This is a genomic window from Pseudoalteromonas sp. S16_S37 (assembly GCF_014694405.1).
Classification (GTDB): Bacteria; Pseudomonadota; Gammaproteobacteria; order Enterobacterales; family Alteromonadaceae; genus Pseudoalteromonas.
On sequence record NZ_JAAUWV010000019.1, the window covers coordinates 41,076 to 56,941 of the forward strand.

General features: G+C 42.8%; 12 protein-coding genes. 9 read left to right on the plus strand and 3 right to left on the minus strand.

Going from position 1 to position 15,866, the window contains the following annotated elements:
- Window positions 1-159: 159 nt before the first annotated feature.
- Window positions 160-1,206 (plus strand): GGDEF domain-containing protein, encoded by a 1,047-nt coding sequence (locus tag HC733_RS10470; RefSeq protein ID WP_238937522.1) that lies wholly within the window; start codon window positions 160-162, stop codon window positions 1,204-1,206.
- Between the two features lie 7 nt (window positions 1,207-1,213).
- Here the strand turns inward: HC733_RS10470 and HC733_RS10475 are convergent, their stop codons facing one another.
- Window positions 1,214-3,508: a penicillin acylase family protein gene (locus HC733_RS10475; protein WP_190364993.1), complete on the minus strand. Its 2,295-nt coding sequence runs from the start codon at window positions 3,506-3,508 to the stop codon at window positions 1,214-1,216.
- A 240-nt stretch (window positions 3,509-3,748) separates the two neighbouring features.
- Between HC733_RS10475 and HC733_RS10480 the strand changes: the two genes are divergently transcribed.
- From HC733_RS10480 to folX, 6 genes are all read left to right on the plus strand, one after another.
- Window positions 3,749-7,087, plus strand: a complete 3,339-nt coding sequence (locus HC733_RS10480) for an ATP-binding protein (RefSeq protein ID WP_190364994.1) — start codon at window positions 3,749-3,751, stop codon at window positions 7,085-7,087.
- A 24-nt stretch (window positions 7,088-7,111) separates the two neighbouring features.
- Window positions 7,112-7,735, plus strand: a complete 624-nt coding sequence (locus HC733_RS10485) for a YceH family protein (RefSeq protein WP_190364995.1) — start codon at window positions 7,112-7,114, stop codon at window positions 7,733-7,735.
- 58 nt (window positions 7,736-7,793) lie between these two features.
- Entirely contained in the window at window positions 7,794-8,627 is an 834-nt protein-coding gene (nadE, locus tag HC733_RS10490; RefSeq protein ID WP_190364996.1) for an ammonia-dependent NAD(+) synthetase, read from the plus strand.
- A 196-nt stretch (window positions 8,628-8,823) separates the two neighbouring features.
- Window positions 8,824-9,531 (plus strand): dihydromonapterin reductase, encoded by a 708-nt coding sequence (gene folM, locus HC733_RS10495; protein ID WP_190364997.1) that lies wholly within the window; start codon window positions 8,824-8,826, stop codon window positions 9,529-9,531.
- A gap of 12 nt (window positions 9,532-9,543) precedes the next feature.
- Window positions 9,544-10,098 (plus strand): GTP cyclohydrolase I FolE, encoded by a 555-nt coding sequence (gene folE / locus HC733_RS10500; protein ID WP_190364998.1) that lies wholly within the window; start codon window positions 9,544-9,546, stop codon window positions 10,096-10,098.
- A 9-nt stretch (window positions 10,099-10,107) separates the two neighbouring features.
- Entirely contained in the window at window positions 10,108-10,467 is a 360-nt protein-coding gene (folX, locus tag HC733_RS10505; RefSeq protein ID WP_190364999.1) for a dihydroneopterin triphosphate 2'-epimerase, read from the plus strand.
- Between the two features lie 4 nt (window positions 10,468-10,471).
- On the opposite strand, the gene HC733_RS10510 is transcribed toward folX, so the two are convergent.
- Window positions 10,472-10,909: a YqaA family protein gene (locus HC733_RS10510; RefSeq protein WP_190365000.1), complete on the minus strand. Its 438-nt coding sequence runs from the start codon at window positions 10,907-10,909 to the stop codon at window positions 10,472-10,474.
- Window positions 10,910-10,979: 70 nt separating this feature from the next.
- On the opposite strand from HC733_RS10510, the gene HC733_RS10515 reads away from it, so the two are divergent.
- Complete coding sequence (locus tag HC733_RS10515; RefSeq protein ID WP_190365001.1) at window positions 10,980-11,486, plus strand: TlpA family protein disulfide reductase; 507 nt, start codon at window positions 10,980-10,982, stop codon at window positions 11,484-11,486.
- A 66-nt stretch (window positions 11,487-11,552) separates the two neighbouring features.
- Here HC733_RS10515 and HC733_RS10520 read toward each other — a convergent pair whose 3' ends face one another.
- Window positions 11,553-15,050, minus strand: coding sequence for a S8 family serine peptidase (locus HC733_RS10520; protein ID WP_190365002.1), 3,498 nt, complete (start codon window positions 15,048-15,050; stop codon window positions 11,553-11,555).
- Between the two features lie 350 nt (window positions 15,051-15,400).
- Between HC733_RS10520 and HC733_RS10525 the strand changes: the two genes are divergently transcribed.
- Window positions 15,401-15,829 (plus strand): c-type cytochrome, encoded by a 429-nt coding sequence (locus tag HC733_RS10525; RefSeq protein WP_446727638.1) that lies wholly within the window; start codon window positions 15,401-15,403, stop codon window positions 15,827-15,829.
- Window positions 15,830-15,866 lie beyond the last annotated feature (37 nt).

The window sequence follows — 15,866 nt, forward strand, 5'->3', positions numbered from 1 at the left end:
AAAACACTTTCGTCGGTATGTATACTTGATTAGGCATTGTTCGTGCCTATTAACACAACACCACGAAAACAGGTCAGAACCATCTATACTGTTATCAGTATTGTCTTTTAAAACGTTTTTGCCACGAGCAAACGAAGAAAGAAACATAAGGGGGCATATTTGGAGCATCCACACCAACAGCCCAATGAAGTGGAACAATTAAAGAATCACTTGCTTAAGCAGGTTGCTTGGTACTGCATGGGACTACACGCCTGCTTGATTTTTGCGTTTTGGTACGCGCAGGTTGAGTTGCTCGCGGTTTTCAATGTGTTGAGTGTCATTACGTGGTGGTTTGGCATCAAACTATTAGAGAGAAGTCAACAATCACTGGCTTTGCGTATTTTTAGCTTAGAAGTAACCATTCACTCAGTATTAGTGTGCGCCGTAATTGGTAATGATTATGGCTTCCAGTTTTATCTTTGGGCCGCTTCATGTTTGCTACTTCTTGACACCCAACTAAAGCTAAAACAGGCGGTGATCTGGTGCACCGCCATTATTGTTATTTTTGCGTTAACCTACACATTGTTCAAGATACCGTTAACATTAATTGATTACCAGACGCTTGCCCCATACTTGCACTTTCTCAATGTTGTGGTTTGCGGTATCCCTATGATTTATACCATCGGCTTGATCAGAGAAATAACCATTGATCAGCAACGCGACTTAGAAACTTTAGCGGCTCAAGACTCTCTAACTCATCTTTTTAATCGCCGCTATGCTCATGGCTTAATTCAGCAAGCATACAAAAGCTGCGTCAAACAACAGCAACCTATATGTGTTGTCATGGCTGATATCGACCATTTCAAGCAGGTCAACGACCTCTATGGCCATGAGGTTGGTGATGAAGTCATTGGGCGAGTTGCGCAGTGCTTGAGTCAACACTTAAATAGCGCAGATATCGCTGTGCGCTGGGGGGGAGAGGAGTTTTTGCTGGTGCTCCCTAATTGTTCACAACCGAGTGCACAAAAACGCTTGGAGTTAATACGCCAGTCAATCGAAGCGATGAATTTTGATAAAGGTGCGCTGCAAGTAACAATGAGCTTTGGACTTGCCACATGGCAAGCACACTGCGATTTTGAAGAGGTGTTAAAACAAGCAGATATAGCGCTTTATAAAAGTAAACACAAAGGGCGAAATACCATTTCTGTCGCCCCTCAAGTTCACTAAACAATAGTTATGGGCTAGGCACAATCACCAGCTGATGTACGGCCTCTCCTGGGAGCAAAGGGGTGGCTTTACCTTGCGCATACTCATTAAACCCCGCCCGATAAAAAGTAGATAACGGATGACCACTTTGGCCACCAGCAATGGTCATTATCGCGTTTTCTAACGCGCCTGGTTGTGCAATAAAACGTTGTGATGCGCCAAAATCCGACTTTTGTACAGCGGGCATAAAAGTATCGCCAAATGCGCTTACTTTGGGCATATCCAGCAATCCACTTAATATTGGCAACTGTTGACTAAACGGATGTTGCACTCGTAACGCATTCACCTCTCCCCATTGCCATGCATTCATATCAGCACCATATTCTTTTTTAAGCTCAGCTTTTGCTTGCTCGTACGCTTTAAGCTGCAAGCTTTGCCAACTGTCATGACCATTTAACCAGCTGCGTGGTTGGTCGTTTAGCAATTGCCAAAGTGCAGGTTCAAGATAGTTCTTAATATCACTAAGCGAGCTGCCTTGCGCCTGCAATTTATCCTCTATTGGCGCAAATATCTCATTAATCAATGCGCTTCTAAAACGCCTAACGAGCGTATAACCTACTGAGTTTGCACACGCGCACCCTTGCCAATTTTGTAGGTGTTGTAAGTCTTCACCAAAGAGCGCTTGCTCTTGTGATGCACCACTTAATAATTGAGTTAAGTGTGTATGCCATGGCATTAGAAAGCGCGCTTCGTTGTCTTGTTGCAACTGATTGAAGTCTTGCTCAGTAAACTGCGATTTCTCATTGAGCCTATCTCTGATCTGTTGAGCCCTCGCTCCCAATGCATATCCACCATCACCGAAACGCTGGTGTTCAGTGACGGACACAACCCGTGCATTTGCAGTCCACAATCTTTGCTCTTGAGGGTTTACTACACTCGGCCTTATAGTTTCATTGTTTTGCCACTGCGGCGAATACTCACTTAGCTTGATAGCCGTATTGGTAGGGTTAGTACGCGCAGGAATAGCGCCCATGGGCTGCCAGCCAGCACTACCTTGAGCGTCAACAACCATTAAATTTTGTACCGGGATCCCAACTTCAGGGGCTAACTGCATCGTCTCAGCTACTGTTGTTGAGCGCTCTAGTTCCAATAAGTTTAGGTTAACCGCATAGAGCTGATGTGCAACCCAGCTTAATGCGTAACTTTTGCCGTTAAAACGTTTGACCGGACCAAACTCACTCATCGTCAACTCGTATTGATGAAAGCGACCTTCAGGCAACGCTATTTGCTCTGTAACCAGCCAAGTTTTAGCGCGCTCATCAAGTTCAACCCAGTCTGCGGTATCTAAGTATCCATTGGTGAAGCCCCAAGCGATGTGATTGTTACTGCCTACCACAATTGAAGGTGCCCCAGGGAGTGATACCCCCGTAACTTGCCATGCTTGCCCTTGATCAGAATAATTAAGTTGAGCACGGTACCAAATGGCAGGCACATTCAAGCCTAAATGCATATCATCAGAGAGCATGGCTTTATTCGTTGTTGTTAATTGCCCAGTAACAGCCCAGTTATTGCTGCCAAAATGAGGCTTCGAGGCAATAGGGTTGACTTGCGCCTGTACAGCCACATCGTCAAGTTCAGGAGGCGGCACTTTCGGCATCTGTATAGTTGAGCCATCTAAAGCTGCTTGATACTGGCTCGGTTGCGTTAAAAACAAACGCATTCTTTCACCAAATATGCTTTCAAGATGAATAAGTGCCTGATCACGCTCGAAGTTGCCTGCCTGTAAGTCTAAATACATCGCAAAGATAACAAGCACACTATCCTCTGGCCGCCACGGCAATTGAGGGGCACCCGTTAGCAAATATTCAAAGCTCTCAAAACCCAGCTGTGCGCGCCCTTCATTAACCCCTTTTGCGTATGCTTGCAAAGCCAGCCTATGTTGTAGTGGTAACTGCATAACAATGTGCTCACTGCGCTGTCTAAACTGATGAAAACGCATTCGCTCATCTAAACTGATGGCTGCATCACCAAATAGTTCACTGAGTTCCCCCGCTGCACTGCGTCTTAATAAATCCATCTGAAAAAATCGGTCCTGCCCATGCGCATACCCCAACCCATAGGCAGCATCTTGGCGATTATCTGCATGAATGACAGCCTGACCCAGAGCATCACGGTTGATAACAACCTTCTTACTCACTGCGTTACTCATTTGCTTACCATCTAACAGCGGCAAGCTTAACGAGAGTACACCGTATAGTGTTGCAGTGAACAGTAAACATGAAACAATGACAAACGCCAGTAGCCACTTGAGTAACTTAAGCATATCCTTTTCTCTCTCAATTATTTATAAGTTCGTAATGTAAGCAATCATTTGTGACATTTAACAGATAACGAGTTACTGTATTCAATATCAACAAATTTCATGTCTCGTCCAAGTTCTAATAAAACCAGACTCTCAACAGTCAACTGCATCATCTTTGGTCATTTTTATTGTAGAACATAGCTGTTTATAAAACGCACAGTAGTCTATAGTTAACAAACGCTCAATAACTCTCGATAAGTAATGTTTGCAAATTTGTCGAATGCACCAAGGAAGACGCAATCCATCAAAATCAGCTTTTGGCTGCTACTTGGTGCGATTGTTGCCTTTGGCGGTTACGTTGATACAGTAAATTACAATCGGCTAGTACAAGAAGAAAAAAGCAGAGCCTATGAAACAGTCAACGTATATAGAACTCAAATCGAAGGTATCCTTGCAACGAATATCCAACTTGTCAGGGGACTCGCCATTGCTGTTGCGCAAGAACAGCAACTCACGCAGGCATCGTTTGAACGGATAGCAGAGCCACTATTTAGATCCAGTGGTGTACTTAAAAATATAGGTGCTGCACCGGATATGGTTTTGCAATTTGTTTACCCTCTTGAAGGTAATGAAAAAGCACTGGGGCTTAATTACCTCACCCACCCGACGCAAAGTATTGAAGCAATCGAAGCGAGAAACTCTGGAGAGATTGTACTTGCAGGTCCTTTAGATTTGCTGCAAGGAGGGCAAGCTCTTATTGCAAGAGTGCCTGTTATGAATAAACAAACTGAGTTTTGGGGTTTGCTCTCCGTCGTCATAGATATACAAAAGTTATTTACGATGGCGCGCTTAGAAGATTTAAAAAACAACTTTAATGTTGCTATCCAAGGGCGCGAGCATTTAGATCAACAAGGTGAATTTTTTTACGGCGACAGCAGCATTGTACTTGAGCAACCTCTATCACTGAGTATTAATGTTGCTGGTGGGCATTGGACACTGTACGTCTACCCCAGAGGTGGGTGGCAACCACAAAGTGCAACCATTTGGCCTTTTCGCCTTGCTTTGGCGACAATTATCTTGCTATTCATCGGGGCGTTTGTATTTTTTAACCGCCTATTAAAGCAGCTACAAGATAATGCCCACTCACTCAGTAGCATGGGCGCTTTAGCTGAAGTAGGTGCGTGGACTATCAATTTAAAAACTAGGAATATTTCCTGGTCTGAAGTGACCAAAGAAATCTTTGAAGTCCCCGCCAACTATCAGCCTTCATGGATTGCTACCACCGAGTTTTTTGTCGCAGGCGCACACCGCAGATTAATGCAAGAAACCTTTGATAATGCAATTAAAAAGGGCATAGATTTTGAACAGGAAATGCTAATAAAAACAGCAAAAGGCAATGAGCGCTGGCTTATGGTTAAAGGTCGAGCTGTTAGACATGGCAATTTTACCAGTCAACTATATGGCTCAGTGCAAAACATCCACGCACGTAAGTGCCTAGAAATTGAGCACAATAAAGTTGCTAAAAACAATGAATTGCTGGCTCGACTAAGTAGTCACGAAGCCGTATTAAATTTGAAATTAGAGCCGGCTCAAAATATTGCGATTCGAGTGATATGTGAGGGCCTAGGGGCGCAACGTGCCAGTGTTTGGTTACTCAACGCAGATGGCTCACAGTTGATCCCCACTGCTTTTAGTAATACTCGTGAAGAAGACTTACAACACTTTCCACCATGGCGAAAAAAACAGCTACCCGAACTCTTCGCGGCTGTTTTTAAGCAAGAATTGATTTTTGCAAACTTTGCTCACACTCACCCATGTACCCGGGACTTAAAGGATAACTATTTAAGCCCTTATGAAGTGAATGCCATATTAGGGTGTAGCATTTCCTATAAAGGGCACACCATTGGCTTACTTTGTGCTGAATATAAGCATCCACATTTGGTGTGGGATACTACCGATGAAAAGTTAATTAAAGCCGTCGCTGCGACCCTAGGTAGCTTATTTGCAAGCAAAGAGCAGCGCCAAGCTAGACAACAAGCAGTAATGGAAAAAGAACTTGCACAGCAATCTGCAAAAATGAAAGCAGAGTTTTTGGCAAGTATGAGTCATGAAATACGTACGCCGCTCAACGGCGTATTGGGTATGCTGCAAATTGTCACCAACTCCGATTTGTCTCCCTCGCAGTTGCATCATTTACAACTAGCACAGAACTCAGCAGAATCATTACTCAGTATTATTAATGACATATTAGATTTTTCAAAAATCGAAGCGGGTAAGCTGCAGGTTGAGCTTATTGAGTGCGATTTAGTCAAAGTTATCAGCGATAGCATTAGTAATTTTGCTCCCAAAGCGCAAGAGCAACATACTAGATTGATTCTGGATACACATGAACTAAAAGTACAATGCGCCAAAACAGACCCAAATCGGTTGAAGCAAGTACTTAATAACTTACTGAGCAATGCCATTAAATTTACTGAAAATGGCACAGTTACGCTGACTTGTTACACGGAACAACAAGCTCAACACACTCGCCTGTGGTGCAATGTTGAAGATACGGGCGTGGGAATTGGCAAATCTCAGCTGAGTAAAATTTTTGATTCATTTACACAAGCCGATGTTTCGACCACCAGAAGGTTTGGCGGTACAGGTTTAGGATTAACTATTGCGCGTCAATTGTGTGAGCTATTAGGTGGCAGTTTGAATGCCTATAGTAAAGTTGATGTAGGCAGCACTTTCAGCTTTTATATTGAACTTTATGAACCACAGCCTTTATCACCCCTTGAGTTTAACTGTGACGCATTGATCATTGTAGACCCGCTATTAAAACAAGAAGCGCAAAAACACTATTTGTTCGACAGTTGGGGAATGCCGTTAATCCATACAGACTCTGTTGCACAAGCAATTGAATATATTGAGGATAAATTATTAACAGATCCAGCTTTAATTATTGCCTATGAGCAAATATTGAAGATATCTAACAAACAACTTAAGCAACTACATCAGCTACACCAGCTGTCTAAAGGGGGCTTTGCGGTGCTGGGAGATAGACTGGTGACCAAAACAGAATTTAACCCTTTAGTTCCTGATTTAACGCTACTGAGGCCACTCACACCTGCAGATATGCTTAAACTGTGTCAATTGTATCAAAACAATTCTGCTCATACTGAAAATACTCACTTAGATCTCAGTCACTTAGAAGTATTGCTAGTTGAAGACAATAAGATTAACCAAACCGTTGCCTTAAAAATGCTAAGTGGATTTGGCATTCATGCACACTGCACCGATGACGGCTTGCAAGCAGCGGATCACTTGAAAACGCGGGATGAACCTTACGATATCATCTTGATGGACTGCCTAATGCCAGAGCTTGATGGCTATCAAGTAACTAATTTAATACGCAGTGGTGGAGCGGGCGCTCAGCATAAACATACGCCGATTATTGCTCTGACTGCAAACGCTATGCAAGGAGACAAGCAAAAATGCATTGCCGCTGGAATGGACGATTATATATCTAAACCAATCAAAGTAGATGAGTTAGAAGAGAAACTTAGATACTGGCAAAATGAGACTAAACAAAACGTTGCCAATAGCGTACAGTGATAAAAAAATATCGTGAGTGTGACTATGGAATTAAATGAAGTTGAACAGCGTATTGTTGGCTGTCTGCTAGAAAAACAAACAACCACTGCAGAACATTACCCACTATCTTTGAACGCTTTAACCAATGCTTGTAATCAAAAATCCAATCGCGATCCGGTGATGAACCTTACGGAGTCAGAGGTGTTAGACGCAATTGAGTCCCTAAAATCTAAGCATGTTGTCACCATAGATGAAGGCTTCTCAGGAAGGGTTAACAAATACGACCATCGATTTTGCAATACTGAATTTAGTCGACTGCAATTTAGCGAACAACAAAGAGCCATTATTTGTCTGCTACTGCTAAGAGGCGCACAAACACCAGGGGAGTTACGGACTCGTAGTGCAAGATTAGCGAATTTTTCGCAAGTTAGTGAAGTGGAAGACGCGCTTGAAACACTACAAACAGAAGGTTTTGTAAAAAAACTTGCTCGAGAGCCTGGTAAACGAGAGAGCCGCTATGTGCACCTATTTCAAGACGCCGAGCATTATTCAGCGGCGCCAACTTCCCCTTCCCAAAAGATAGAAAGCTCAGAACTAGACGCACTACTGATAGAGATAGAGCAACTGAAAAAAGAATTGCTTGCCATCAAACAGCATCTGGGACTTTAAATTAGTTGCCAATCACAACATAATAGCCCCAAATAGCATTGGCAATGAGGAGCATAAAATGCGCCAAGCGATACTCGCAGAAATGCAAGTACAGCCACAAATTGATGTGGCTTTTGAAATCACTCGTAGAATTAACTTTATTAAACAACGCTTAGTTTCTTCGCACTGTCGAACCTTAGTGTTAGGCATAAGTGGTGGTGTTGATTCATCAACCTGTGGCAGATTGTGTCAACTAGCCGTCGATGAGCTTAATGCAGAGCATGATACTGACCAATATCAGTTTATTGCTATGCGTTTACCTTATGGTGTGCAAGCTGACGAAGATGAAGCACAGCTCGCTCTAGACTTTATTAAGCCCTCTCACCGTATTACGGTAAATATAAAACCTGCCGTTGATGCGATGCATGAACAAGCGATGCAGGCAATGCATACAGCACAATTATCTATACCTGCTCCAACATCAGTTGACTTTATAAAAGGCAATGTAAAAGCCCGCCAGCGCATGGTGGCCCAGTACGAAATAGCGGGGTTAACCCAAGGCTTAGTTGTTGGCACTGATCATAGCGCAGAAAATATCACCGGTTTTTATACCAAATTTGGTGACGGTGCGTGTGATTTAGCCCCTTTATTTGGCTTGTCTAAACGTCAAGTTCGCAGCTTAGCAGCACATTTAAATGCCCCTGTTGAATTAGTCACCAAAGCACCGACAGCTGATTTAGAATGCGACAGACCAGGCCTAACAGATGAAGAAGCACTTGGTCTCAGTTATGACCAAATAGATGATTTCTTAGAAGGTAGAGATGTTGCACCTGAGGTAGAAGAAAAGCTCATTGCGATTTACGAGCGCACCCAACACAAACGTCAGCCAATACCCACTGTTTATGACGTTTAACCGCTAAGGCCCACCTCACCTTTAATATTGATGCAACACACGGCAGGAAAACACCATGTAGTGTGTTGCACATTTAACAAATAAGCTAAGCAAACTAAGAATCATCTTGCATTGAAGTGATCGACAATTCGTAACATGACGTAAAAATTACGTTATAGTTAACTTATTGATATTTTTCAGAGGATAAGAGTTTTTAATGACGGCACCGATTTTAATCACTGGCGCTGGCCAACGTATCGGCTTGGCAATAGCACAACATTTTGTAGCAACTGGCCAACCAGTGGTTATTACCTATCGCACCAGACATAGCGTTATTGATGAGTTAGAACAAAGCGGTGTGCATTGCATCAATGTCGATTTTGATAACGCTCAAGCTGTTGAACAGTTACAATATACACTGCGTGCTCACTACGGCTCACTGCGCGCTGTTATCCACAATGCATCTAGTTGGGACTGCGAAGCAAATAACCCAGACTTTGATAGTTTGTTTGATAATATGATGCGAGTTCACGCCAAAGTGCCCTACCAACTAAACTTAGCACTAGCCGATCTACTTTTGGCTTCACCGCTGACGACAGACATTATTCATTTAACGGATTATGTGGTTGAAACGGGTAGCCCAAAACACATCGCTTATGCAGCCAGCAAAGCCGCCTTAGATAACCTTACTCGCTCTTTTGCGACTAAGTTCGCACCGAAAATTAAAGTTAACTCAATTGCGCCTAGTCTGATCATTTTCAATCAACATGACACCCCTGAGTATAAAGAAAAGACGTTACAAAAATCACTTATGGGAATAGAACCAGGCTGCAAGGAAATAATTAATAGCGTTGAGCTACTGCTCAACAGCGACTATATCACTGGGCGCACAATCCCAGTCGATGGCGGTCGTCACCTTAAATAAGCAGAGATCATTATGCACGACAATTTAAAAGACAGTTATAAACAAATCATTGCCGCAGTTGGAGAGGATGGGAATCGTGAAGGGTTACTAGAGACACCTAAACGCGCAGCCAAAGCGATGGAGTACTTAACCAAAGGTTATCGCGAAACACTCGAAGAAATTACTAACAATGCGGTATTTACATCCGATGCAGATGATATGGTATTGGTACAAGACATTGAATTGTACTCAATGTGTGAGCACCACCTTCTGCCGTTCGTTGGTCGTTGTCATATTGCCTATATCCCTAACGGTAAAGTACTTGGACTTTCAAAGTTTGCTCGTATTGTTGATATGTACGCACGCCGATTCCAAATCCAAGAGCAGTTAACACATCAAATTGCAAAAGCGGTTGAGCAAGTCACTGGCGCTAAGGGCGTTGGTGTTATTGTTGAAGCAAAACACATGTGTATGATGATGCGCGGTGTAGAAAAACAAAACTCAAAAATGCGCACCTCTGTGATGTTGGGTAACTTTCGTGAAGACCCAAAAACCCGCAATGAGTTTATGCAGCTGGTAAAAAACTAAGGATAGCCTATGCAAAACGCTATCATTAATGTCACTAATTTACGATTACGTACTTATATTGGCTTTAACCCAGAAGAGCGTGAAAAAAAGCAAGACGTTGTGGTTAATATTGAGATCCATTACCCCGCAGATACCGCTTGCGTCAATCATGATGAGGTCGAGCACGCGCTCAATTATAAAACAGTCACAAAAGCCGTGATAAAACTCGTTGAGGACGGCCATTTTCTGCTGTTAGAAAAGTTAGTGGCAGATATTTTAACTGAGTGTCACCGCCACCCGTCTGTAACTTACGCTAAGGTAAGGGTGGATAAGCCACATGCATTGCGATTTGCAGATTCAGTGTCACTCACACTAGATTGGCGTCAATGAGCAGCTAAAATAGCTGCTCTACTTCTACCGCTAACGCAATTACCATTGCGTACCGCAGCCCTTTGCCAAGAGATACAAGCGGCACAAATAAGCGCTTTTTCATTTTGAATACACCCGCAAACACCGTCAGCGGATCGCCAATAATGGGCACCCATGCAAACAATAAACTAGCACTGCCAAAACGTGTATACTGCAGTTGTGCTTTCTCTAACTGACGCTGTGAGACAGGAAACCATCGCCTATCCTTAAAATGCATCACATTGCACCCTAACCAATAGTTAATACAACTTCCCACAACATTCCCTAACGTTGCAATTAACCACAACATAAGCAGATTTGCGTTTTCTGATATGGCCAACCCTGACAGTAGCACTTCTGATGAACCAGGCAGGAGTGTTGCTGAGCTCAGCGCGGATAGGAATAAGCCTTGATATAGCCACATAATTTATCTCATACACATAAAAATAGGGTATTCTCTAACACTCACTTTGCCACTCAAAAGGAAGATAATAATGATAAAAAAGGTTAATCACTTAATATTTGCATCAGCTTTGTTACTGAATATCTCGGGTTGTGCCACCGTTCAGGCTGATAGCCAGCCGCCAAAAAATTATGAGACTTACATTACTGTCGGTGACAACTTTAAGCACAACGCTTTCACCACTATAAATGGCGATAATATTGAGCTGGGAGATAAACGTAAGCTAGTAATTTTATTCGCAACTTGGTGTAGTGACTCACAACGAACACTGAAAGAACTCAAAGCGTCCCCTCTTATTAATGATCCGAATCTACAGATCATTGCTATTGGTCGCAATGAAAACAATGAATCTATGGCTAAATTTAACGAAGAATACCAGCTGCCATTTGCTTTAGTTGCGGACCCTGAGCGCGAGATTTACAGTCAATATGCCAATGCCGGCATTCCTAGACTGATTTTACTCGATGAGCAAAATCAAGTAGTAAAAACACTTATAGGCGAAGAGCCGAATATTGTTGATAAGGTTGTTTGGAAGTAAAAACAATTGATTTTAAAAACAAAAACGCCAGTCATATGACTGGCGTTTTTAGTTTAAGTGTTACACTTATTTTTGCTTGCGACGACGTAGTGCAGCAAATGGTGCAGCTAATAGCGCTAACCATGCTAATGAACCTGAAGAGCTCTTCTTCGGCTCAGGGGTTACGTCAACAACAGGCGGCTGTTCTGCTGCCGTATCTACCACATTGGTAATATTTACGATAACTTCCGCAGGCTCAGAAATATTACCCATTACATCGATTGCTGAAACAATCAATTTTGCTTCGTTGTTACCCGCTTCAAAATCTAGAAGCTCCCCGTTAGCAACAACAATTTCACCAGCTGCATTTACAGATAAACCAGCATGTGTTGAAGACTTAAGGTAGAACTCAGAAACATCTAGTGTGTTTTCAACTTCTTCGGCCGCAAGTGTAGCGATAACTGTACCAGTCGCAGTGTTTTCAGCAACGCTTACTTCAACACCGTTAAGTACAGGTGCATCAAATGGCATAGGGTTGTTTAATACCGCATCTGTCATCGGCGCAACCACACCCGATAAATCTGCACTAGTAAGTGCAAACGGTGCATCAGCAGTTACATATGCTTTCGCGCCTGGTGCAAGCTTTTCAACTGCTTCACCTGATGCATTTACCAACTTAGCATTTGATGTAGCAAACTTAGCAGTACCAGAAAGTTGGTCATCATAATCAGCTGTATACAAACCTAAGTCATAACCAAAGCCAACTTTAGACTCAAACGCGATATCTTGACCTAGATTGTCAGAACCCAAACCGATCCACTCCGCACAACCTGTGAAGGTTACTGTGTTAGAACCACCTTCATGTGCAAACGCTGTTACAAACGCCTGACCCCAATTCGGTGTGCCATCTACTAAAGGAGCAATCGCAGTACGCGTACGCCCTGGGATTGACGCGCTACGACCTACATCGCTGTACTGAGCTAGTAAGTAATCGTGAGTACCGTCACCATCAACATCTAGACGAGTTTCATAACCACCAACTTGACGTTGATGAGCAAGTGCGTCGCGTAATACTAATGAAGACGTGAACCATAAACCTGACGCACAACCTTCGTTTTCATATACGTTGAAAGTAGTTGCAACTAGGTTAGTAGATTTGTCTTCTTTTGACATCGCTGCACGCTGTGCAACGAGTTGTTCAGTCATAGGTGTGAATTCTTTTGCACCGTTATTTGTAACAGTTACCATCACCTTACCGTCAACTAATTCATAACCTACTTCAATACCCTGTGCAGCTTTTGGAAGTACATGGTAAACCAAGTGTAAGTCATGATCGCCTTCAGTTGCAGGGTCATCAAATACTAATGCACCGTCAAACTCTGCTAGTGTTAGTGCTGGACTAAATGCAGCTAAGTCATCGGCATCTAACGGGTTGCCTAACTTCCACTCTGGAAGTTTCGATGCATCGATTGTTAATGTTACATCAAACTCAATTGTTTGACCTGCAGGTACTGTTACTGATTCTGGCATATTCCAGCTGATTGCGCCTGTTGCAGCATCATTTGCGTAACGAGCTTCAGTACGTAGATTATATGTTCTTTCCTGTGCAGAGAAGTTTTTCAAAGTAACTGTTTTAGTATACTCTGCAGTGCCTTCTACATGCACTAGGCCAAATGATAATGCAGCTTGGTTCGTGTCATATTGCTCTTGATGAACCCAAGCAGCAACCGGAGAATTAACTGCTTTTTCAACATCTACTAAGCCAGCACCAATCATACTGATAGGCGCTAGTTCACTATCAGGGTTAACTGTCAACGCTTCGTTTGTTACGTTTAAGTTCGCCGTATTCATTAACGTTGCTTTAATTTCGTATGCATTGCGCTCAGGTAATGCTTCTCTTACTAGTGCAACTGCACCTGCGGTCATAGGGCCTGAGAATGATGTACCTGTTGCTGGAGCTAGACCATTTTGAGTACCCGTCGCCGCTACCATGATATTTGTACCAGGCGCTGTAATTTCTGGCTTCAATAAGCCATCCATCGAAGGGCCGCGAGATGAGAAGTCAGCAACAGCACCGGCTAAGTTTTTCATTTCAACTTTAACGCTGTACGTTGCCGCACCTGACGCTAATTGCTCTTTTAATGCAGCACCCGCTTCAAAGTTAATACCTACAGAGCGGATCGTTACTTTATCTGAACTACCACCCATTGGCGCTGGAGAACCATCGTTGTTGTTGTTTGCGATAAGTACAAACGTAGCACCTTTTGCTTGTGCATTCAGAACTTTGTCTACGAACGCACACGCACCACGGTCAATAAGAACAGCCTTACCCGTAAAATCAACATCATCAGCGAATGCTTCACAACCGTTTTGATTTGCATCTGGGTAAACTAATGGCGCAATGTCACTTGTCATTTCAAATGCGCCTTGAGGGCCAAAGCTTGCACCTTGAATGATCGTTTCAGAACCAGCCACAGTACCTGAAGCAATTGGTTCAGGAATAGTTGGGTGAGTCATTGCACCTACAGATAGTGCATTTGGCGTTGTACTTGGGCCACCGATGCGGAATGGGTTATCACCGTCATTACCTGCAGAGATGACCATGTTAACACCTAGGTCAACAGCGCGCTGAATTAGGTATTGAGTACCACTTTGTGTGTAAGTATCACCATACTCACCACCTAATGACATATTGATTACATCAACACGGTCGCTGATATCACCATCACCATTAGGGTCCATTGCTGCTTCTAAAGCTGCCGCTTGTGCTGCACCAGGACAACCGCCACCACATACAGAGTAAACATAAAGTTCAACATCTGGCGCGATACCAGTTACAGAGTGAGAAACTGAAGTACCGTGGCTTGTTGGGTCACCTTCTGCAGGACCAATTGACGGATCATTCTCAATTGGATCGGCATCGTTACGCATATAGTCGTAACCACCCTTCACTTGGCCTTGTGGCCATGAAACGCTTGTTGGGTCTTCTTGAGCCGCTTGATAAGCTTCAACTGTGCCTGCACCGCCGAAAATAGCGTGTGTATAATCGATACCAGTATCAAGTACCGCTACTTTTTGGCCCATACCCGTTGCTACGCCTGCAGTTCTAATCGGGGTTGCTTTAACGTAGTCAGAAGATTCTTCAATGTGTAACTCTGAGTCAAACATTGGTAACACTTTAGATACACGAGGGTCATTTTTTAACTTTTCAACTGTCTTCTCTGACGCTTCGATAATTAATGTAGGAGCCAAAACTTTTGTGCGGCCAATTACTTTTGCATTAATGTCGATATTACTTAGCTCTAAGCTAACAGCGTTTTGAATTCGTTCGATTTGTGCAATTGTTGCTCTCGTGTCACCAGCCTGATAGGTGCCTTTAGCAAATAAGTCAGCTGAAGAAGTTGCTTTCAAAACAACTAAATATGAAACCGGTTTTTGCTTTTGAACATCACTAACGTTTACTTTATCTGCTTGAAAGCCAGCATATTTGTTTACTAGTTGAGCTGTTTGTGCAGACACACTAGCTGATAGGATCACACCACCTACCGCCGCTGCAATCGCAGTCTTTTTGATCATATTAGACATGTTTTCCCCTAGGACTTGTTGTTTACTATGTGTTGCTATTATTTTTTTAAAATCGAGTGGACAATTAATATAATGTAAACACACAGGAACAAGCAACATAGATGAGACATAAAAGCAGGTCTTAATTCACAAACCAACATTTAATACACATAAGCAATTGTTTATTAAATATAATTTAATGTAAAAAAAAGTAAACGCACACAAGAAATGTAATAAAACTATGATTCGAAGTACCGAAAAGAACTATGTCCATAAAACCCACCTCATTGTGCTTGCCTCGATAGTCGTTTTCCGCAACACTGACAGACTAAGATAATCTTTAATGGAGTAAGTACGTGAGAAAGTTAGCAATAATTGCATTAGCTCTAGCAGGCTTAAATGCAAATGCGAGTAGTTTATTTGAATCAAATGAAGATGCGATTGAATACCGCAAAGCGGCATTTCAGTTAATACGCTATCAAATTGGTGATATGGGCGACATGCTCAAGGGTAAAGTACCATTCGATGCAAAACGCTTTGAACAAAGAGCAAATAATGCAGCGCAATTATCAACAATACCTTGGGAAGCGTTTATTGCAGGCTCTGACAAGGGTGACACAGATGCATTACCTGCAGTATGGTCAGATAGAGAAACTTTTGATAAAAAAGCTCAAATGTTCGCACAATATGCACAGGAACTTGCGGTAGCAGCTCGTTCTGGTGATAAGGCCGTAATAGGGCCAGCTTTTCAAAACTGGGCAAAAGGCTGTAAAGACTGCCACAAATCCTTTAAAGATTAATGTTAGAAAAGGCCTAAATGTTATCAATTTAGGCCTT

Coding starts and splice junctions, on each gene's coding strand:
- HC733_RS10475 (WP_190364993.1), bottom strand. CDS start 3,508: ATGCTTAAGTTACTCAAGTGGCTACTGGCGTTTGTCATTGTTTCATGT.
- HC733_RS10480 (WP_190364994.1), top strand. CDS start 3,749: ATGTTTGCAAATTTGTCGAATGCACCAAGGAAGACGCAATCCATCAAA.
- HC733_RS10485 (WP_190364995.1), top strand. CDS start 7,112: ATGGAATTAAATGAAGTTGAACAGCGTATTGTTGGCTGTCTGCTAGAA.
- nadE (WP_190364996.1), top strand. CDS start 7,794: ATGCGCCAAGCGATACTCGCAGAAATGCAAGTACAGCCACAAATTGAT.
- folM (WP_190364997.1), top strand. CDS start 8,824: ATGACGGCACCGATTTTAATCACTGGCGCTGGCCAACGTATCGGCTTG.
- folE (WP_190364998.1), top strand. CDS start 9,544: ATGCACGACAATTTAAAAGACAGTTATAAACAAATCATTGCCGCAGTT.
- folX (WP_190364999.1), top strand. CDS start 10,108: ATGCAAAACGCTATCATTAATGTCACTAATTTACGATTACGTACTTAT.
- HC733_RS10510 (WP_190365000.1), bottom strand. CDS start 10,909: ATGTGGCTATATCAAGGCTTATTCCTATCCGCGCTGAGCTCAGCAACA.
- HC733_RS10515 (WP_190365001.1), top strand. CDS start 10,980: ATGATAAAAAAGGTTAATCACTTAATATTTGCATCAGCTTTGTTACTG.
- HC733_RS10520 (WP_190365002.1), bottom strand. CDS start 15,050: ATGTCTAATATGATCAAAAAGACTGCGATTGCAGCGGCGGTAGGTGGT.